Source organism: Ligilactobacillus animalis KCTC 3501 = DSM 20602 (genome assembly GCF_001434535.1).
In the GTDB taxonomy this organism is placed as follows: Bacteria; Bacillota; Bacilli; order Lactobacillales; family Lactobacillaceae; genus Ligilactobacillus; species Ligilactobacillus animalis.
In genome coordinates, this window is the sequence record NZ_AYYW01000035.1 from 21,460 (window position 1) to 41,688 (window position 20,229).

At 41.7% G+C, this 20,229-nt stretch carries 20 protein-coding genes; 14 read left to right on the forward strand and 6 right to left on the reverse strand.

Going from position 1 to position 20,229, the window contains the following annotated elements:
* Positions 1 to 29: 29 nt before the first annotated feature.
* Positions 30 to 641: a DedA family protein gene (locus tag FC30_RS06245; RefSeq protein ID WP_010688137.1), complete on the reverse strand. Its 612-nt coding sequence runs from the start codon at positions 639 to 641 to the stop codon at positions 30 to 32.
* 201 nt (positions 642 to 842) lie between these two features.
* A complete protein-coding gene (locus tag FC30_RS06250; protein WP_010688136.1) occupies positions 843 to 1,691 on the reverse strand; it encodes an undecaprenyl-diphosphate phosphatase in 849 nt (282 codons plus the stop codon).
* 162 nt (positions 1,692 to 1,853) lie between these two features.
* On the opposite strand from FC30_RS06250, the gene FC30_RS06255 reads away from it, so the two are divergent.
* The 10 genes from FC30_RS06255 to FC30_RS06300 all read left to right on the forward strand — a co-directional run bounded on the left by FC30_RS06255 (position 1,854) and on the right by FC30_RS06300 (position 12,772).
* The gene (locus tag FC30_RS06255) at positions 1,854 to 2,300 is read left to right on the forward strand and encodes a CopY/TcrY family copper transport repressor (RefSeq protein ID WP_010688135.1); all 447 of its coding nucleotides are present in this window, start codon (positions 1,854 to 1,856) and stop codon (positions 2,298 to 2,300) included.
* A gap of 98 nt (positions 2,301 to 2,398) precedes the next feature.
* A complete protein-coding gene (locus tag FC30_RS06260; protein WP_010688134.1) occupies positions 2,399 to 2,842 on the forward strand; it encodes a universal stress protein in 444 nt (147 codons plus the stop codon).
* A gap of 180 nt (positions 2,843 to 3,022) precedes the next feature.
* Complete coding sequence (locus FC30_RS06265; protein WP_010688133.1) at positions 3,023 to 3,547, forward strand: TetR/AcrR family transcriptional regulator; 525 nt, start codon at positions 3,023 to 3,025, stop codon at positions 3,545 to 3,547.
* A gap of 217 nt (positions 3,548 to 3,764) precedes the next feature.
* Positions 3,765 to 4,208 carry a MarR family winged helix-turn-helix transcriptional regulator gene (locus tag FC30_RS06270; protein ID WP_010688132.1) on the forward strand — a complete coding sequence of 148 codons (444 nt, stop codon included), beginning with the start codon at positions 3,765 to 3,767 and terminating at the stop codon, positions 4,206 to 4,208.
* Between the two features lie 264 nt (positions 4,209 to 4,472).
* Positions 4,473 to 5,864: a flavocytochrome c gene (locus tag FC30_RS06275; RefSeq protein ID WP_010688131.1), complete on the forward strand. Its 1,392-nt coding sequence runs from the start codon at positions 4,473 to 4,475 to the stop codon at positions 5,862 to 5,864.
* 156 nt (positions 5,865 to 6,020) lie between these two features.
* Positions 6,021 to 7,760, forward strand: coding sequence for a hypothetical protein (locus FC30_RS06280; RefSeq protein ID WP_235804182.1), 1,740 nt, complete (start codon positions 6,021 to 6,023; stop codon positions 7,758 to 7,760).
* A 79-nt stretch (positions 7,761 to 7,839) separates the two neighbouring features.
* Complete coding sequence (locus tag FC30_RS06285; protein WP_156400134.1) at positions 7,840 to 8,145, forward strand: dihydrofolate reductase family protein; 306 nt, start codon at positions 7,840 to 7,842, stop codon at positions 8,143 to 8,145.
* Between the two features lie 122 nt (positions 8,146 to 8,267).
* Positions 8,268 to 9,041, forward strand: a complete 774-nt coding sequence (locus FC30_RS06290) for a TIGR02452 family protein (protein ID WP_010688128.1) — start codon at positions 8,268 to 8,270, stop codon at positions 9,039 to 9,041.
* A 156-nt stretch (positions 9,042 to 9,197) separates the two neighbouring features.
* Positions 9,198 to 10,931, forward strand: coding sequence for an ABC transporter ATP-binding protein (locus tag FC30_RS06295; RefSeq protein ID WP_010688127.1), 1,734 nt, complete (start codon positions 9,198 to 9,200; stop codon positions 10,929 to 10,931).
* 26 nt (positions 10,932 to 10,957) lie between these two features.
* Positions 10,958 to 12,772 carry an ABC transporter ATP-binding protein gene (locus FC30_RS06300; RefSeq protein ID WP_029507268.1) on the forward strand — a complete coding sequence of 605 codons (1,815 nt, stop codon included), beginning with the start codon at positions 10,958 to 10,960 and terminating at the stop codon, positions 12,770 to 12,772.
* 135 nt (positions 12,773 to 12,907) lie between these two features.
* Here the strand turns inward: FC30_RS06300 and FC30_RS06305 are convergent, their stop codons facing one another.
* The 4 genes from FC30_RS06305 to FC30_RS09605 all read right to left on the reverse strand — a co-directional run bounded on the left by FC30_RS06305 (position 12,908) and on the right by FC30_RS09605 (position 16,286).
* A complete protein-coding gene (locus tag FC30_RS06305; protein ID WP_010688125.1) occupies positions 12,908 to 13,813 on the reverse strand; it encodes a glycine betaine ABC transporter substrate-binding protein in 906 nt (301 codons plus the stop codon).
* Positions 13,814 to 13,826: 13 nt separating this feature from the next.
* Positions 13,827 to 14,663, reverse strand: a complete 837-nt coding sequence (locus tag FC30_RS06310) for an ABC transporter permease (protein WP_010688124.1) — start codon at positions 14,661 to 14,663, stop codon at positions 13,827 to 13,829.
* Complete coding sequence (locus FC30_RS06315) at positions 14,663 to 15,856, reverse strand: quaternary amine ABC transporter ATP-binding protein (protein WP_010688123.1); 1,194 nt, start codon at positions 15,854 to 15,856, stop codon at positions 14,663 to 14,665. The genes FC30_RS06310 and FC30_RS06315 overlap by 1 nt, the downstream gene beginning before the upstream one ends.
* Before the next feature lie 292 nt (positions 15,857 to 16,148).
* The gene (locus tag FC30_RS09605) at positions 16,149 to 16,286 is read right to left on the reverse strand and encodes a hypothetical protein (protein WP_004051144.1); all 138 of its coding nucleotides are present in this window, start codon (positions 16,284 to 16,286) and stop codon (positions 16,149 to 16,151) included.
* A gap of 159 nt (positions 16,287 to 16,445) precedes the next feature.
* Between FC30_RS09605 and FC30_RS06320 the strand changes: the two genes are divergently transcribed.
* The 4 genes from FC30_RS06320 (at position 16,446) to FC30_RS06335 (ending at position 20,116) form a co-directional block, all read left to right on the forward strand.
* On the forward strand, positions 16,446 to 16,880 hold the full coding sequence (locus FC30_RS06320; protein WP_010688122.1) for a GNAT family N-acetyltransferase: 435 nt from the start codon (positions 16,446 to 16,448) through the stop codon (positions 16,878 to 16,880).
* Positions 16,881 to 17,148: 268 nt separating this feature from the next.
* Entirely contained in the window at positions 17,149 to 17,706 is a 558-nt protein-coding gene (locus FC30_RS06325) for a LemA family protein (RefSeq protein ID WP_010688121.1), read from the forward strand.
* 11 nt (positions 17,707 to 17,717) lie between these two features.
* A complete protein-coding gene (gene htpX / locus FC30_RS06330; protein ID WP_010688120.1) occupies positions 17,718 to 18,614 on the forward strand; it encodes a zinc metalloprotease HtpX in 897 nt (298 codons plus the stop codon).
* 125 nt (positions 18,615 to 18,739) lie between these two features.
* Entirely contained in the window at positions 18,740 to 20,116 is a 1,377-nt protein-coding gene (locus FC30_RS06335; RefSeq protein ID WP_005919072.1) for a UDP-N-acetylmuramoyl-tripeptide--D-alanyl-D-alanine ligase, read from the forward strand.
* Positions 20,117 to 20,229: the final 113 nt, after the last annotated feature.

A 20,229-nucleotide genomic window follows, 5' to 3' on the forward strand; every position in this document is an offset into this window, starting at 1 on the left:
GAGATCACGTAGCAATGATCTCCATTTTTTTATGCTTTTTTACGATTAAAGAAGTAAAAGCCACCGCCTACAAATGCGAGGGCTAAGACGATCACGGTCGCTAACGAATAGGTCTCGATCATGGCAACGATCTGAGGCCAAGCTGAACCAGCCATACGACCAACGATGATCAAGACGGTATTCCAGATCAAAGTACCAAGCGTCGTCAAAATGATAAAACTTGTAAATTTGTAATGGGTCATACCTGCAGGAACGGAGATCAAAGAGCGAACTACGGGGACGAATCTGCCAAAGAATAAGGCTAAGACGCCATTTTTTTGGAAGAAATTAGTCGCTTTATTTAGATCCTCTGCTTTGAAACGCAATGTTTGGCCAATTTTACCGTTTAAGATCTTTTCAAGGCGTTCGACAGATAAGAAATGGCCCACCGCATATAAGATCACTGCCCCTAAAACGGCGCCGATCGTAGCTGCGGTGATCGCACCTAAAACATTTAGGCCGGCAGTCAGAGTCAAAAATCCGGTAAATGTCAAAACGACTTCTGAAGGGATCGGGGGAAAAATATTTTCAAGGGCGATCAGCAGTGCGATCCCGAGATACCCATACTGTCCGATAAGTTCGGTCAAAACTGTTGTGTCCATTAAAATTCTCCTCTTAAGTTAGTAAATATGATTCTACTGGAGACGCTCCAAAAAGACAACTGAATTAAGCAAATTCATATCAAATTTTGAAATTCCTTAAAAAATAATGGCTACTACTTTTAAAGTAAGACATACAAATAAGGCCCCACCACACTGTATCGTGGTAGAGCCTTGTTTTGTATCGGTAAATATTCAATAAAGTTATTTTACAAACCAGAAATAGGCAATGACCAAAAGTCCTAAGATGATGCGATACCACCCGAAAGCTTTGAAAGTATGCTTTTTGATATATTGCATCAAGAACTTGATCGCAATGATCGAAGTGATGAAGGCTGTGACTAGACCAACAACTAAGATCCAAATTTCTAAAGGTGTAAAGCTAAACCCAAATTTTACTAATTTGAATAGCGCAGCCCCAAACATGACCGGAATTGCCAAGAAGAAAGTAAATTCAGTCGCAACTGTCCGCGAAACACCCAAGATCAAAGCCCCTACGATCGTGGCCCCTGAACGAGATGTCCCGGGAAATACGGCTGCAATCAATTGGAAAAAGCCGATCAAAACTACGGTATAATACGAAAGTTCAGCGATCGAGGTGATCTTAGGTTGCTTATTTTTATGTATATCTTCGATCAAAATAAAAGCAATACCAAAAACGATCAAGGCGATAGCTACGCAGGTCGGGTTATAAAAGAGACGTTCAAAAGTATCATTGAAAGCTACACCGATGATCCCAGCAGGTAAACAAGCAATGAAGATCTTGAGCCACATGACCATGATATCTTTGTCGACATAACGCCAGATACCTTGAGCATGTGCGCTTTTATCGGCTTGGTGGAACGGCCAGATCTTGTGCCAGTAGATCACAACTACGGCTAAGATCGCCCCAAGTTGGATCACCACTTCAAACATGCTGTAAAAATCTTCTGAGACACCAAGTTGGACAAATTGATCAAGTAAGATCATATGTCCAGTACTGCTGATCGGCAACCATTCGGTGATCCCTTCAACGACCCCGAATAAGAAAGCCTTTAAGAGTTCAAGTAACATTTAGTGAAAATTCCTTTCTCAGTATTAAGAATCTTATTCATTATAAGATAAGTTTTTTTAAGTGACAAGTAGAGTAATTTTTAGAGGCAGCTAAGAGTTAAAACAAGGAGATATTACGCGTACGTGGTATAATTATAGTTAATAAAGTGACAGGGTGATCAAATGACAGAACAAATCGAAATCAGTAACGCTGAGTGGGAAGTAATGCGTGTGATCTGGACCTTGGGGCAAGCAACTAGTCGCCAGCTGATCGAGATCATGGAAGTAAAGCAAAACTGGAAACCAGCAACGACTAAAACTCTTTTAGGCCGGTTAGTCGCTAAAGATGTACTTGAAACTAAAAAAGAAGGGCGTGGCTTTATCTATTCGCCTTTAGTCCAAGAACAAGCAACGATCGATGCCCAGTTGATGCAAAATTTTAGCAATATTTGTCAGATGCATGTGGGCAAGACTTTAGCTTATTTAGTGGAAAATCTCAATTTAACGCAGGGTGATATCGCTAAAATAACTGCCAAACTTGAAGATAAAAAAAGTAGTGCACCCGAGAAATTGGAGTGTGACTGTATTCCGGCAGAATTTCATCGAGTAGGTTGCCAACAATGTAAATGAATTTATCTTATTTAGGAGCGCCTAATTTATTCTTTCGGATATTAAAAAATGTGTTATACTAAGAACGTTAAAAAATATTTATAGTTAGGATGGTTGATATGGACAAAGAACCGATCAAAAACATCAAAAAGATCCTCGTTGGGGTCGATGATTCTGAAGATGCGCAGCTTGCTTTTCGGGTGGCGATGCGTCGGGCCTTGGATCTAGATGCTACTTTATGCATCACTTCGATCCTTGAATCAGATGAGATGAACGTTTTCCAAGCCTTGAGTGCCGATTACATTCATGGTGAACGTAAGGAATTGGAAAAGCACGTTGAAAATTACCGCAAGATCGCACTTCAAGCTGGGATCAAACGGGTCGAAGTCGTAATTGCTGAAGGTGACGCTGGTGAAACTATCATCAAGCGTGTCATTCCGAAAGTTGAACCTGATCTATTGATCATTGGGGCGCTTTCCAAGAAGGGTGTCAAGAAGTTCTTTGGCTCCCAAGCAGCTTATATGGCAAAAAATGCACCGATCTCTGTATTAGTGGTGCGTTAAGAAAAGCGGCAAAAGAGGCTACAGTAAAGATCTAAAAGCAGTCTGGGTTTTTGCTGTTGCCTTTTTTACTTGGATGTGTACTTGAATTACTGCAGGCTCCATTATATTATTTAATAAGGCAAAAAAGGAAAGCTACCTTTTTGATATGCTAATGATAAGATAAGGATAAAGGTTAGATCTATGAGTAAGAGTCAAGTGAGAAAAAAAGACGCCCTTGCGCAAGCTTTATTAGCTCTTTTGCATCATGAGGCAGTCGAAAAGATAACAGTCGATCAACTTTGCCGGGAAGCAAATGTGCACCGGAGTACATTTTATCGCTATTTTCAAGATAAGTACGATCTATTGCATTATGTTTTTCAAACGATCTGGTTGGAACAGATCGATGAGAATAATGTTGTTGATTCGATGATCGAAATGATCGTTCACGATAAGGATATTTTCCGGAATATTTCGATCAACAATAGCAACAATTCCTTATATGCGCTCATGATCGATATGGTTGCTGAACAGATCTTAGAAGCAAGTTTAAATAATCGTTTGCATAATATTCTTTGGATAGAAGAAACGGTGCTCAATGCAACTGACCAAAAATTAGCCGCAGATATGATAGCTGGTGCCTTTTTAACATTGCTGTTCAAATGGGTCGACAGTAACTATCAAATGAGTTCAACCGAGCTGAGTGACTTTATCAAACACTTGCATTGATTTTTTTGAAGAAATAAATTTATCATAATCTTTTACTTTAATTTTAGAATAGTGTACAATGTAATTGCTATTAGTATGGTGGAGACTATACTATCTACGAGGGGTGTGTCATGCCTTCCTTTACAGCAAGCGAGCGCATGGCAGTAGATTAGCGTGTCAGATTTTATTGCTAAGCTTACGAGTTTCAGCGCTCATTGATTTAGAGGGGGTTAACGTAATGAGTTCATTACAAAAAATGACGACTAACTTATGCCAAGTTTTGCGCTTGCACGAGTATCGTAATAGCAACATGCCAGGTTTGGAAAAACTCGGTGCGATCGATATTTACTATTTGGAAGCGATCTATCAGTTGAAAGATCCAACCATCGGGACGATCTCAAAACTGTTGGGACAATCGACTCCAAATACGAACTATCACATCAAAAAGTTGCTTGAGCTTGGTTTGATTCAAAAAAGGCTAGATGATGTAGACCATCGTGTAACACATCTTTCTGTGACCGATAAATATCACGAAGCATTGGAATCCAATTCCGAATTTTGGAAACTTTTACAAAACCGTTTAGAAGAAACAGTTTCAGTTCGTGATCTGGCTGTTTTTCAACGTATCTTACGTCAATTAGTCGAGGTTTTGTCTGAAGAAACAACACTAAATGATTTTTAAAGGGAAAAGCTCGGATCAAAAATAAAATAAGATGAAGTGTAGTTTGCGATTTGAACTACACTTTTTTTGTGTTTTACAATAAAATAGAATTAGCGCAAAGAAACCAGTAGTGGCTGACTGATATTCACTAGGAAGAGAAATGTGGGGTGGATATTTAGTGGGGAGTATTGTGTGTTACTGGTAAGCGAGATTTAGAAAGGAAAAACTATATTCTTTCTAGTTATGAACTACATAATTCCGCATTTTGTATAGTTATGATAAAGCGTGGCTGAAAAATTTAAATTTACTCCAAGTGCACCAAGTGACTTAAAGGAACAGTATGATGTTGTGATCATCGGTTCAGGTGGAGCTGGACTGGTCAGTGCTCTTCAAGCACGAGAATTAGGTCTAAGACCGGTTATTTTAGAGAAGATGCCTACAGTTGGGGGCAACACTATGCGAGCATCTTCAGGCATGAATGCAGCTGAAACGAACATTCAGTTGCGTGAAGGGATCGTGGATAGCTTTGCTGAATTTTATCAAGAGACCTACCAAGGTGGGGGGCGCTTAAATGATCCAGAATTATTGAACTATTTCACGACGCATAGTGGGCAAGCAATCGATTGGTTACGTTCACATGGGATCATCTTAAATGACTTGACGATCACTGGAGGAATGAAGAAAAAACGCGCCCATCGGCCTAAGAGTACTGCCCCGATCGGAGCTTTTTTAGTCAATAATCTCTTGTGGTTGTTAGACCAAGTCGGAGTTCCTATCTTTACCCAAGCAACAGTCACAGAGCTGTTAAAAGACGATGCTGGTAAGATCAAAGGGGTAAATGTCCAAGTTGCGGGTGAGCCCAAAACGATCTTTGCCTCAGCAGTCATCTTGGCAACGGGCGGTTTTGGTGCTTCCAAGCAATTGCTCAAACGCTATCGTCCCGATCTCTTGGCTTACAAGACGACTAATCATGTCGGCGCGACTGGGGATGGGATCATTTTAGCAGAGCATATTGGAGCGCAAGTATTACAGATGGAAATGATCCAGATCCATCCGACCGTGCAACAAGATACACCACATACCTACTTGATCGGTGAAGCTGTGCGGGGGGAAGGTGCGATCTTAGTTGATCAACAAGGCGTTCGTTTCACTAATGAGCTAGGGACGCGGAAAGTTGTTTCCGAACAGATCACAGCGTTACCTGAGCAAGCTGCCTATTTGATCTTTGATCAGGGTGTCAAAGAACGGGTCAAAGCGATCGATTTTTACGCTAGCAAGGGTTTGGTCGTCAGTGCGGCTACCCCAATTGAGCTAGCACAAAAGCTTCAGCTAGACCCAACTGTTTTGGCAGATACCTTGATCCAATGGAATACAGCAGTCGAAACCAAGCGGGATGTTAAATTTGGTCGAACAACAGGGATGCAACGCAAGCTAGAAAAAGCTCCTTATTATGCGATCCACGTTGCTCCTGCGATCCATTACACGATGGGGGGCTTACACATCAACGAAAAAGCTCAAGTTTTAGATCAATCGGGTAATATCATGGCAGGACTCTTTGCTGCCGGCGAGGTCACAGGCGGATTGCATGGTAATAATCGGATCGGTGGCAACTCGATCGCTGAAACAGTGGTGTTTGGGCGCCAAGCAGGTCAACAAGCAGCGGTCTATTTGGCCTAAATTCAAATAAAAGTTTAAATTTAAGCAACAGTTTAGTTAAACTGTTGTTTTTTTACGTTTAATTTCAAAAAGAGTGTATAATAAATTATGAAAATAAATTAGTTAAAAAATAGAGATATTTTTATCATTTTATTGAAAGAGGTTCTTCAAGTGAAGATGTCTAAATTAATGCGTTCAAGGTTATTTATCGCGTTAGTTATTGTGATCGGTGCGCTCGTCTTAGTTTTACCACAAGTGTTGGCTCATAAAATGCTTTTGGGATCAGATTCGATCTTCCACTATAATCGTTTTTATGAAGCAGCAATGCAGTTAAAAGAAGGGAATTTCCACCACTTTATTACAATGTATGGCTTTCAGCAGTCGGGGCGGATCATCAATGCGCTTTATGGGCCGGTGGTCGCTTATTTCAATGGAGCTTTGTTGTTGGTGGGCAAGACTTGGTTCAACTACCAAATTCTCTCTGATATTGCTGTTTATTTATTAGCTGGTGGGTCGATGTATGCCCTTTTGCGGAAATGCAAACTTAGGGTGAGTTATAGTTTAGGCTTAGCGCTTTTTTACTTAACAACATATGCGGTCCAGTACTGGACGCTATCCCAGGCATTTTCCGGTTGGGCTGCTGCCTTATTGCCACTATGTTTGTTGCCACTAGTGACCTTTATCGTCGAAAAGCGGGTCAATGTTTTAGAATTGGCTTTATGCACGGCTTTGATGTTTCAGATCCACTTTTTGACAAGTTTATTTGTCGTCATGGCTTACCTTCCCGCCTTTATCTATGCTTTCATCAAAACGCCTGAACGTATTAAATTATTACAACATATGGCTCTAGCAATTGGGTTATTTTTCTTGTTGACAACTAATATTTGGGCTGGTTTAGTCGAGGTCTACTTTGGAAATACTGTTTTACAACCATTTATCAATAAAAATATTTATGGAACAGCTGTCTCCTTGAGTGTTTATCGATTATCAAATTGGCTCGCACCGTTTGGGATCGTTATCTTGGGTGGGCTGCAAATTATCCTGTTGCTCGTATTTTGGAAAAAGATCTCCACTTTAAATAAGATCGTGTCGCTAGAAGCCTTGCTCTTTTTGATCCTGTCATCGCGGTTATTACCTTGGAAATGGTTGAGTCAGACCTTTGAATTTGTCAATATCTTACAGTTCCCATTTCGCTTCTTTGTCCCTTACACGGTGCTCTTGCTCATGTCGCTAGGTTTATTTGCGACTGAACTAAAGATAAATGGATGGGTGGTGATCGGTGCGTTAGCCGTATTAGTTACCTGTTCTTTTGTTCAAACTATCCAAGCGCTTGAGCAGAGTTTAGCGATGTGGGATGAGCCTGAAGAATTTATGTATCAAAAAAATACAACCTATTTCACCGATGATACCCAGCAGATCAAGCAAGCGTTCTTTAGTAAGGATCTTGCTTTAGGCCTGTACTATGTTCAAAAATCGACGCCTGATTATTTACCGCTTTACACCAAGTTGACCGATCAAGATGAGATCCATGGTTACCGGCATTATCGCAAACAAGTGATCATGCAAGAACAAAAATTTACCAAAACGGCTACTAAGGATGCTTTGGTCTATCAATGGGATGCTGCCGAAGCTAAAGAGATCATTGTGCCTGCAATCGGATATAAAAACACCAAAGTTGTGCTAAATGGAAAAACTTTGACAGATGCTCAATTTGGACATACACGGATCGGCGCGCTAAAATTAAGACAAGAGCGGGGACATAATCGGTTAGAGATCTCCTATGTTCCAGCTAAAACAACGGTCGTATTTTTAGTGTTACCAACCTTTGTTTGGTTGGGGTGTTTAGGGATCGTAATTAAACGTAAAGGATATAGCAGAGAAGACGACGCGAAATTTAATTATCTCAGTGCTCGTTAGTCTGGATGGCTACATTGCAGATGAGCAAGGAAGTGTTTTAGCTTTAGAACGATTTTATCGAGATCATTTACCTGCGGGGGTGGTAGATTGGCGAGTTCCCCCGGATTTTGATACAGTTTTGGTGGGAAAGAATACCTATAAGTGTTACTACCATAGTTTATTGAATATGACGCAAAAAGAAGTGATCGTTTTTTCACATACCCCATTAGCAGGACTGGGAGCTAATATGCGGTGTTTTTCAGGTGATGTGATCTCTTTGATCACACAATTGCGGGCCAATGAAGGGAAAAATATTTGGCTCTTTGGCGGCGGAGATCTGATCGACCAGGTTGTCTGTGGCGACCTAGTAGATCAGATTAGTCACCTTGCCCCTCAATTTGACTAAGGGGATCGCCTTGTTCAATACGACTCATCAAGCTCCTAAAGTCAATTTACAAAGCCTAGAGACAAAATACGAAATGTCATATTCGATTTGGACCAAATAACGGTAAAAAAGAGGTGGATGAGATGGATAAATCAACAAGTGACGCGCTTGAGCATAAAGCGATGAATCTCTATCAGATCCAGATGCCGAGTTTAAAGCAAAAATCACAGTTGATCACACGACTTTTGCCGGAAACGAGGACGCAAAATAGCTTTATTACGCAGATCTTGATTGAAAATAAGCATTTGTTGTCACGTTTACAACAGATAAATACAACTAAAAAAGTTGGTGTAATGGACTTTGCTGATCCGGTTTTGATCGGAAGTCGGTTATTGCAAACTGATAGCCAAGAGCGCTTATTGTGTCGAAATAGTTTTTTATATCCGGAATTATATAAGTATTGGCGTAACTTTTATTATAGAAATAAACTCGATCCAAAGAAGGGGTTTTATTCAGAAGCACTGATCTATGTTGAACATGTCAAATTTTTGCGGGATGCTAAGCAAGACAAGATCTTGGCACAGGCCCGCTATGCTGATGTGGCGGCGATCAGTCCGCCAAATATTCACCAGATAACTGAATTATTAGGCCAAAAGCCAGATCAAAAGCAGCTTCAACTGAGCGTGCAAAATAAGATCTTACAAACACTTCGCGCTTTTAAACAAGCGCAAGCAACTGTTCTTATTTTAGGTGCTTTTGGGTGTGGTGCTGCAGGAAATGATCCTAAGATGGTCGCGCAAAGTTTCCGTTCGTGTTTAAAGCGAGCGGAATTTGATGGAGCCTTTGAACAGATATATTTTGATATTTGGCAAGATCCGGCTACATTAGCGGAATTTCAACGAGCTTTTGCAGCTTAGAAGGGTAGGTGATGATGTAAGTCATTGCTTACCCTTTTTAGCTATTTTTCTTAATAATTGTTATAAAATCGATTATATCTGTAAAGTAAGTTGACATTAAGGGGCGAGGGCGGTAAGATAACTATACAAATTTAATCTTGAGGAAGTGAAAATCGTATGTTTAAGTTAGTCAAAAAGCGCCTGTCAAAAGGTGCAGTTTTGGCAGCGGTATTCTTTTTATTTATTCAGGTCATCTGCGATCTGAATTTACCAGCTTTGACCTCAGATATGATCAATAATGGGGTTGCTAAGGGAGATACAGCTTATATTTGGAAGATCGGGCTTCAAATGTTATTGATTGCCGCAATTGGCTTAGTGGCAGCTGTGGGTAATGTCTACTTTGCCTCGACACAGGCACAAAAAACTGGGGCTAAGTTACGTGAAGCCGTTTTTCGCAAGGTATTGCAATTTAGTGGGCGCGAGATCGATCAATTTGGGACCTCCTCTTTGATCACACGGACGACCAATGATATTTTGCAGACCCAAAATGTGTTGATCATGTTGCTTAGAATGATGTTGATGGCACCTTTGATGCTGATCGGGGCTAGTTTTATGGCGTATCAAAGTGAAAAACGTTTGACGGGCGTCTTTTTAGTTTCGATCCCATTATTATTAGTGGCGATCGCGGTCATTATGTATTTTGCGGTTCCTTTATTCAAAGGCCTGCAAAAAAAGATCGACCGGATCAACTTAACTTTCAGAGAAGGTTTGACTGGGGTGCGGGTCATTCGGGCTTTCCGCCGGGATGATTTTGAACAAAAACGTTTTGATGATGCTAATAAAGATTATACGAACACGGGGATCAAAGTTTTTAGTATCGTATCCTTGATGTTTCCAATCATGACTTTGATCTTAAGCGGAACGAACATGGGTATCGTTTGGTTTGGGGCTAAATTGATCGGCAACCAAGAAATGGGTATCGGTAATTTAGTTTCATTTATGACTTACGCCAGCATGATCTTATTTAGCTTTATGATGTTGTCGATGGTCTTTGTTTTTATCCCCCGTGGTCAAGCGGCGGCTGCGCGGATCAATGAAGTTTTGGAGATGCCACTCTCGATCGTCGAAACAACTGGTGATCAAGTGATCGATCAAAATAAACCGAGTCATTTGGTCTTTGATAATGTCAGTTTTCGCTATGAAAATGCCGAAAATCTCGCTTTAGAAAATGTGTCATTTTCGGCTAAAGCAGGGCAGATGTTAGCTGTGATCGGGGGGACTGGTTCGGGTAAATCGACCTTAGTCAACTTGATCCCACGGTTATATGATCCGACAGCAGGGCAGATCACCTTAAATGAAACGCCGATCACAGAAGTGGCCCAAAGTGATCTGCATGAGCATGTGTCATTTGTACAGCAAAAAGCCGTGCTCTTTAAGGGAACGATCCGAAGCAATTTGCAGTTTGGCAATGAAACAGCGACGGATGAAGAGATGTGGCATGCTTTAGAATTAGCGCAAGCCAAGGGATTCGTCTCTGAACTACCAGATGGTTTAGATGCTCAGGTAGAACAGGGTGGCGACAACTTCTCTGGGGGGCAAAAGCAACGGTTAGCGATCGCTCGTGCTTTGATGAAAAAAGCTGCGGTCTACGTATTTGACGATTCTTTTTCAGCGCTTGATTTTAAGACAGATGCTAAATTACGTGAAGGTTTGAAAAACGATCCTGAGATCCAAAAGAGTGTACTAGTGATCGTGGCCCAACGTGTGTCAACAGTTACCGCTGCTGATGAGATCATCGTTTTGGATGAAGGTAAAGTAGTTGGTCAAGGGACACATGATGAGCTAGTCGAAAACAACCAGACTTATCAAGAGATCGTTGAGTCACAATTAAAGAAGGGAGATGAGCACTAGTGCACGGACATGGTACAAAAGATCCGATGAATCGGAAAGCTAAGAATTTTTGGAAGACGACTTTTAGATTGATCAAGTATATGGATCCATGGAAGTGGGGCCTGCTTTTGGTGATCATCTTTGCGATCAGTTCTGTCATTTTCCAAACGGTCACGCCAAAGATCTTAGGTCAAGCCACGACAGAGATCTTCAATGGAGTTTTATTGGGCTATAGGCAGATGAAAGCTGGACAACATTTGACCAGTTTGCCGATCGATTTCGATGCGATCAAACACATATTATTGATCGTCGGAAGCTTTTATGCGATCGCAGCTGTTTTGAGTTTTGCCCAACAGCTGATCATGGCCAATATTTCCCAAAAGATCGTTTACCGTTTGCGTAAAGATCTTAAAGAAAAAATGCAGCGTTTGCCGATCTCATACTATGATACTCACTCGAATGGGGATATCATGTCACGTGCGGTCAACGATATGGATAATATCGGGGGAACGCTTCAACAGAGTTTGACACAGCTAGTGACTAGTTCGGTGACTTTTATCGCTGTTTTGATCATGATGCTTTCGATCAGTTGGAAATTGACCCTGATCGCTTGTATCACGATCCCACTGGGGTTAGTCACAGTTGCAGTCGTTGCTCCACGTTCACAAAAGCATTTTGCAGCGCAACAAAAGAGCTTGGGCCAGTTGAATAACTTTGTCGAAGAAGATTATGCGGGCCATACAGTCGTTAAGACTTTCAACAAGGCCGATGATATGATCGCTGAATTTGAAGCTGAAAATGAGCGCTACTACAAGGCTTCATGGAAGGCACAATTTATTTCCGGGCTGATCATGCCACTGATGAACCTTGTTAAAAATATCGGTTATGTGCTAGTTGCCGTTGTTGGTGGGATCCAAGTCTCAAATGGTACGATCACATTAGGTAACGTGCAAGCTTTCTTGCAATACGTCAACCAATTCACCCAGCCGATCACGCAATTAGCTAACTTAGCCAATACGATCCAAGCAACGATCGTCTCGGCTGAACGGATCTTTGAAGTTTTAGATGAACCTGAGATGCATCCCGCTACCGAAACAAAGCCAGATATTCAAACCAATGCCAAACTTGAATTTGATCACGTTAAATTTGGCTACACCGATGATAAGATCTTGATGGATGATTTTAGTTTCAAGGCAATGCCGGGACAAAAAATCGCGATCGTTGGTCCAACTGGGGCCGGTAAGACGACTCTGATCAATTTGCTTGAGCGTTTTTATGATATCAATGATGGTGCGATCCGTTTGGATGGAAAAGATACACGTAAATTCACGCGTGAAGATCTACGGGAACATTTTTCAATGGTGTTACAAGATACTTGGCTCTTTACGGGAACGATCTATGACAATATCAAGTATGGTCGTGAGAATGCTACTAAAGAAGATGTCATTCGAGCAGCCAAGGCAGCCCACGTTGATGCCTTTGTCCGCCAACTTCCTGAAGGCTATGATACGGTCTTAAATGAAGAAGCATCCAATATTTCCCAAGGACAACGGCAATTGATCACGATCGCCCGCGCCTTTTTGGCTGATCCTGAGATCTTGATCTTAGATGAAGCTACGAGTTCAGTCGATACCCGGACTGAAGTGTTGATCCAACAAGCGATGGAACGTCTACTACAGGCCCGTACGAGCTTTGTGGTCGCCCACCGCTTATCCACGATCAAAGATGCCGATAATATCATCGTGATGGATCACGGCTCGATCGTTGAAACTGGTGATCATCAAGCCTTGATGGCTAAAGGTGGCTTCTACGCTGATCTGTACAACAGCCAATTTGCTGATGAGATCGCAGCTCAAAGTTAAAAATAAGTAATCGATAACGTCTAGTGAGAGTCATATCCACTGGGCGTTATTTTTGTTGATAACAAAGAGGGCCCAGCCACGATGCAAAACATCATGGCGGGCCCCCTTGTTATTCAAACGGTGTTGCACACACTACTATTTATTTTTTAGATCAGAGATAGAATTGATATTTGTCATGTAAGTGGGAACGGCTAAACCAGTTTTAGCACCTTTCAAGTTAGTTCTAACATCAATGTATTTTCCCTTAAAATGCTCAGCATAGGCATCATGGGTCACAGGTAGCCAAGCACTTAAAGAAGCATCAGCAGCACCTGTGGCTACAGCAGTCCACATCGGTTGCGCGTCCATCGAGCGAATGTTGACTTTATAGCCACGGCTTTCTAAGGCAGCTTTAGCGACATTAGCACTTGCGATCTCGGAGTCCCAGGCAACATAGGCTAAGGTCACCGTTTTGCCATTGCCTTCAGGAACGTTTTTGAGCCAAGCCTTTAATTGATCGGGATGCTTTTTGAGATAGTTTTTAGCAGCTTGAGCAGGATCGACCCCATCATTTATTTGCAACATGACTTGGGCTAATTGATCTGAAGTCCAGTTGAAGTTTTCTAAAAATTGATAAAGACCTGGTTGCTCTTTTTTGAGACCCAAGCGGGCGATCGTGTGGATCCCTTCGCTTTCACCATAAACTTTTTTAGGGTCATCTAGGAATTTTAGGTCATACTTGGTAAACATCCAGTGAGGGACCCAACCAGTGATCACGATCGGTTGCTTATTTTTGATCGCTTTATCTAAAACACTCGTCATGGCAGCGGTCGAACTGGTTTGTAACTGCCAGTTTTTTTGCGTTAGTCCGTATTTTTCTAATGCAGTTTGGGTGTTACCCATCACACCAGCCCCAGCATCGATCCCGGTGACTGTATAGTTTACCTGGGGGCCGAGTGCTTTAGTAGCGTCGTACTTAGCTTGCGTCGAGCTGCTACAACCACTCAGGATAAAGGCCCCAAGTAAGATCACAGGTAATAGTATTTTTTTTAAATATTTCATACATTAGCCCTCCTTACTTATTTTGGAGAGATTGGCTCAAACGATCTAAGATGATCGCTAAGATAACGATCGCTAACCCAGCAGTAAAACCAGCCCCGGCATTATTACGACCAACAGCAAAGTATACTTTAGTTCCTAAACCTAAAGCCCCGATCATTGAGGCGATCACGACCATCGATAGCGATAACATCAAGGATTGAGTTACCCCAGACATGATCGTATTTTTAGCTAAAGGTAATTGCAGTTTAAATAATTTTTGCCAAGCAGTCGAGCCGTAAGAATCAGCGGCCTCGATCAGATCGGCTGGAACTTGACGGATACCTAGATCAGTCATACGAACTGTCGGTGGCATCGCAAAGATAACCGAGGCGATGACTCCAGGCACTGTCCCGATCCCAAAGAAAGCAACTGCAGGGATCAGGTAGACAAAGGCGGGCATCGTCTGCATAAAGTCTAAGATCGGTTGGACGATCGCTTTGACGGTTTTATTTTTAGCCATCCAAATTCCAAGGGGGATCCCAAAGAAATAGACGATCACACATGAAGTTAAAACTAAAGTCAAAGTTTGTGTCATATCACGCCAGTAACCCATGTTCCAAATAAACAGTAGGCCGACTAACTCGAGACTCAGTAAGCCCCATTTCTTTTGATCACGGCGTAAGTAATAAGTTACTAATAACAGTAATAGGATAAAGAGCCAAACTGGGAAAAGGTCAAAGAACCATTGAAAAGCATTTGCGATCATCGAAATAAAGTTTGAGATCGCATCAAAAAATCCGGTAAATTTGGCTAAGTAGTCAACCCCTGAGTTGACCCAATCTTCAAGTGGTAATTTTGGAATATTAAACATTAAGCATCAACCTCGTTTCCTGAAAGTGCAGCCAAGACAGCACCACGAATGATGATCCCGCGGAGGCGCTGGTGGTCATCTAAGACAGCAAATGGGATCGTAGTTGTTGAAATATCGGCCAAAAGATCAGTTAAGACTGTATCAAGTGTAGTAGTTGGAACATCTGTCTGAATAACATCGTAAAGGTCTGTTTTGCCCGCTTTAAGGCATTGAGACACATCTTGGGCAGAAGCGATGCCTTTAAAGCGATATTTGCTATCGACGAGATAAATTGAAGAAGTGTGATTTTCGCGCATTTCGCGAAGAGCGGTCCGAGGACCAGCTTTTTCGATGTTGACCATTGCGGGACTGATCATCACATTTTCAGCCGTCAAGATCCGACTGCGATCAACATCTTCAATAAATTTTTCAACATAGTCATCGGCAGGTGAAGTTAAGATCTCTTCGGGGGTGCCGACTTGAACGAGTTTAGCGTTGCGCATGATCATGATATGATTCCCTAATTTTAAAGCTTCATTCAGATCATGACTGATAAAGACGATGGTTTTGTTTAACTCGGCTTGGATCCGTAAAAGTTCGTCTTGCATTTCCTTACGGTTCAAAGGATCAAGGGCGGAGAAAGCTTCGTCCATCAATAAGACTTGTGCATCACTGGCAAGCGCCCGAGCAAGGCCAACACGTTGTTGCATCCCACCGGATAATTGGTCAGGATATTGTTCACCATAGCCCTTAAGGCCGACTAATTCAAGTGCGTGCTGGGCTTTTTTTAGTCGCTCTTCTTTAGATACATTTTTGATTTCAAGTCCATAAGCAACATTTTCAAGCACTGTATAGTGTGGAAAAAGAGCAAAGTCTTGGAAGACCATACTCATTTTATTACGTCTAAAATCAAGTAGTTCTTTTTTGGTCAATTTAGTGAGATCTTGACCGTCAACGATGATCTGGCCTGAGGTAGTTGGGATCAACTGGTTTAACATCCGTAAAACAGTTGATTTACCACTCCCAGAGAGTCCCATGATCACAAAGATCTCACCTTTTTCGATTTGGAAAGAGACACGGTCGACCCCGACCGTAGCTCCGGTTTTCTTTAAAATTTCTTCTTTACTTAAACCTTGGGCAGCTAATTTTTCAGCTTTTTCAACTTGGCGCCCAAATATTTTGCTGACATTTCTTACGTCGATTTCGACTGTCATGTAATCTTCCTTTCTGTTTTTTAAGTATTTGCGCAGAAAAACGATATAAAAACCTTAGCATATACGCAAAAAACATGCAAATTGTGAAAATCTTTGACAACCGCTTTCTTAAGCTTAACAATGGGGGCTAGAAAAATCTGAAATTCTTCCGAAAAAAATGAATAATGATTTAATTTTATGACAGATCGAGCGACAAAAAAGTGGGTTTTGCGGGAAGATAAAACTCAAAAAAATTTCATAAAAAAAGCACCTGCCAAAAACAGGTGCTAGCGCTGTGAATATCTAACGGTAATTAGCCGCGTAGGTGTTCAGCATCAGAATCAAGTTTTGCAAAGCCTGAGCCAGCTGCTGGCTTAGGTTGTTTAGCACGGGCTTCCATTGCTTTACGTGCCATAGCCTTGCGTTCTTCTTTACTTAGTTTCTTAGCCATAATCCTTCGCCTCTTTCCGTAAAATGCTCCACAAAGCGGTGAAATCATTTCACAACTACATTATAGTTCTATTTCAAATTAGTTCAAGCAAAAGCTACTACTTGAATAATGGAATAAGTTTAGCTAAAATAAAGCAAAATTATTGATGGAGTGGACAATATGGAGATCAAAAGTAGTAATTCACTTGAAAGTTCAGTCTATAAAGATGCATTAGCTCTTAGAAAAGAAGTATTTATCATGGAGCAAGGTGTGAGTTTAGAACTTGAAGTCGCAGGCGAAAAAGGACCATTATATTTTACAGGTTATTTAGATGAGCTCCCTGTCGCTACGGCACGAGCCTTTGAAGAAGAGCCAGGTGTTTGGCATATTCAGCGTGTTGCTGTAAAAAAAGAACATCGTGGTCAAGGCCTAGCTAGTGAGTTGTTGAATGGTATCGAAGTGAGCGCACGTGACCATAAGATAAACACTTTGACTTTAGGGGCACAGGACCAGGCGCAAGCTTTCTATAAAAAATTAGGCTATCAAGTGGTCGGAGAAGGCTTTATGGAGGCTGGTATCGCCCATCATAGGATGGATAAGTCTCTATTATCTTAACAAACTCTTAACTTGAATCGCTATTTGATATAGGGTAAAATTAAAATATGCGATGAGTCGAGATAGACCAGGCAACATTTTGTTGTTTCGCTGCGGCGACTAGTGGTCAGTGTCGATAGCAGGGCACATTTAGCTACCGGATGTAGCGTGCTTGAATGGTCTACATTGTGGAGTGTGGCCTTCTATTCAGCAATGAATACTGCGCTAGCCGAGAGTGATTGGGTTCACCCTTGGCTTTTTTTGTAAAGAGATTTAAGGAGGAAATTTTATGGCTTTGATCGTTTTAGTCGTGATCGTCTTATTGTTAGCCGTTGTTTATATCACACTTTATAACGGCTTGCAAAAGGCAAAAGTTTACACAGAAGAATCTTGGAGTCAGATCGATGTTCAATTGAAACGCCGTAATGACTTGATCCCTAACTTGGTTGAAACAACTAAGGGCTATGCTAAGCATGAAAAGGAGACCTTTGCTGAGGTCGTTAAATTGCGGAATCAATTAGTTGCGATCCCAGATGGTGACCATCAAGCTAAGATGGAAGTCTCTAATCAATTATCAGATACATTGCGTTCTATTTTTGCATTATCTGAAAGCTATCCAGATCTAAAAGCAAATCAAGAATTTACTAAGTTGATGGAAGAATTGACAAATACTGAAAATAAGATCGCTTATTCACGTCAATTGTTCAACTCTTCGGCAGCTGCTTTTAACCAAAAGTTATTGACTTTCCCATCTAACTTGATCGCTAAGATCCATCATTTTACGAAAGTCGACTATCTTTCTGTTCCAGAAGAACAAAAGGAAGCGCCAAAAGTTTCATTTGATTAGAGGGATGCAAGATGTTATATCAACAGATCGCCTCAAATAAACGAAAAACCGTTTTGGTAGTACTTGGTTTCTTATTATTATTAGGCGTGATCGGAGCAGCGATCGGCTACGCCTTTGCTGGTAGTGCGACGATGGGTGTGATCTTTGCGATCGTTTTAGGGTTTGTCTACATGTTCATCATGTTAGGTCAGTCGACTGATGTAGTCATGAATATGAACAATGCACATGAGATCACCGATCCCAGCCAGGCACCGGAATTGTGGCATATCGTAGAAGACATGGCATTAGTTGGTAAGGTCCCGATGCCACGGGTCTTTATCATTGATGATCCAAGTCCCAATGCTTTTGCTACAGGTAGTGATCCCGAACACGCTGCTGTAGCAGCTACAACGGGGTTATTGGCGCGTTTGAATCGTGAAGAGATCGAAGGTGTGATGGCACATGAAGTTTCACATATTCGTAATTACGATATCAAGTTGCAGACCACAGCATTAGCCTTAGCTGCAGTTGTCTCATTGTTGGCTAACTTTGGTTCACATTCACTCTTTTGGGGTGGCACTAGACGGCGTGATGATCGTGAAGGTGGCAATGGGATCTTTGAGATCATCATGTTGGTCTTGGCTTTGTTAGCCATCGTTTTAGGCCCGTTGGCAGCTTCAATGGCTCAAATGGCGCTTTCGCGTAATCGAGAATATTTGGCTGATGCTTCAGCAGTTGAATTGACCCGAAATCCATTGGGGTTGATCAATGCACTAGCTAAGATCTCAAATAGTGAACCGATGCAAGCTGCTGATGCAAGTAGCGCTTCGATGTATATTGCCGATCCATTCAAGGGTAAAACGTGGGCACATTTATTTGATACCCACCCGCCGATCGAAGAACGGATCGCACGTTTGCAAAAAATGTAATCGGAAGGTACTGTGCAAGCAGTGCCTTTTTTGTAGCTCATTATTGTTTGTGATACAATGGATAGGAACTGACAAAAAAAGTTATGTTGATCATTATTTGATCGGCAGAAAGGAAGAACATCCGCATGAAGATGCAATTATCCGAAATTGCTCGTGCTTTAGAGATAGAAGCAAAAGAAACTTGGGAAGATATTACCATTACCAGCGTCAGCTTTGATAGCCGCCAGCTAGAACCGGGGGCTTTATTTGTGCCACTTATTGGCGAACAAGACGGTCACCGTTATGTTCAAGCTGCGCTAGATAATGGAGCGAGTGCAGTTTTATGGCAAGCTGATCATCCTGAGACACCAACTGATATTCCAGCTTTGGTGGTCGAGGATACGTTGGTCGCTTTACAAGCATTAGGTCGTTATTATTTGCAAAAGATAAATCCAAAGGTCGTAGCTGTGACTGGAAGTAACGGTAAAACGACCACTAAGGACATGATCGCTGCGATCTTGAGCACTCAATTCAACGTCCAAAAGACTTTTGCTAACTTCAATAACGAGATCGGGGTCCCAATGACGATCTTATCAATGGAACCTAATACTGAGATCTTGGTCGTCGAGATGGGGATGGACCGCTTTGGACAGATAGATGAGTTAAGTCGTTTAGCGCAACCAGATGTAGCTGTGATCACGATGATCGGTGAAGCACATATCGAATTTTTCGGTACGCGCGCCAAGATCGCTGATGCTAAGATGGAGATCGTTAACGGTTTGAAAGAAGATGGTCTCTTGATCTACAACGGAGATGAACCACTTTTAGTCGAACGGGCGGCTAAGATCGAACAAGCGACCTTCACGTTTGGTAATGAACCTAAAGATGATCTTCAAGGGGTAAACGTCGTAAGTGATGCTACTAAATCCAGCTTTAGAGTGACTTTATGGCCAGATGAAAACTTTACGATCCCAATGATCGGGGCATATAATGTCAAAAATGCTTTGGCAGCTTTAAGTGTCGGAAAGGAATTTATGATCGATGTAGCACAAATGGCTAAAGCGTTAGAAAATTTCGATCTTACCAAAAATCGTACGGAATGGCGTACAGGGACAAACGGTTTTATGGTCTTAAGCGATGTCTACAATTCAAATCCAACAGCAGCTAAAGAGGTTTTACAAGCCTTTGCTGAGGTCAAAGTTGCGGGAAAACGGATCGCTGTTTTGGGAGATATGTTGGAATTAGGGGAAAATGAACGTCAAATGCATGCTAGTTTAGCTGAGGCGATCGATCCAAATAAGATCAGTGAGGTCTACCTTTGTGGTCCATTGATGGAAAGTTTGGCTACAGCTTTACAAGCTAAATTTGATGTGGACCAGATCCACTGCTATTCACCAGAGCAAAAAGAACAGTTAGCTACAGATCTATTGGCAAAATTGACACCTGATGATGCAGTTTTATTAAAGGCTAGTCATGGGATCCATTTAGAAGAAGTTCTAACTAAGATTGCTAAGAGTGAATAATAGTGATATGCTATTATGATACGTACAAAATGAATAAGTATGAGATGAACTTTGCGGGCTGGCGGGCTTTGGCGAAGTTTAGTGGTCTGTTATTTTGTGCAGACAGGTGGCCT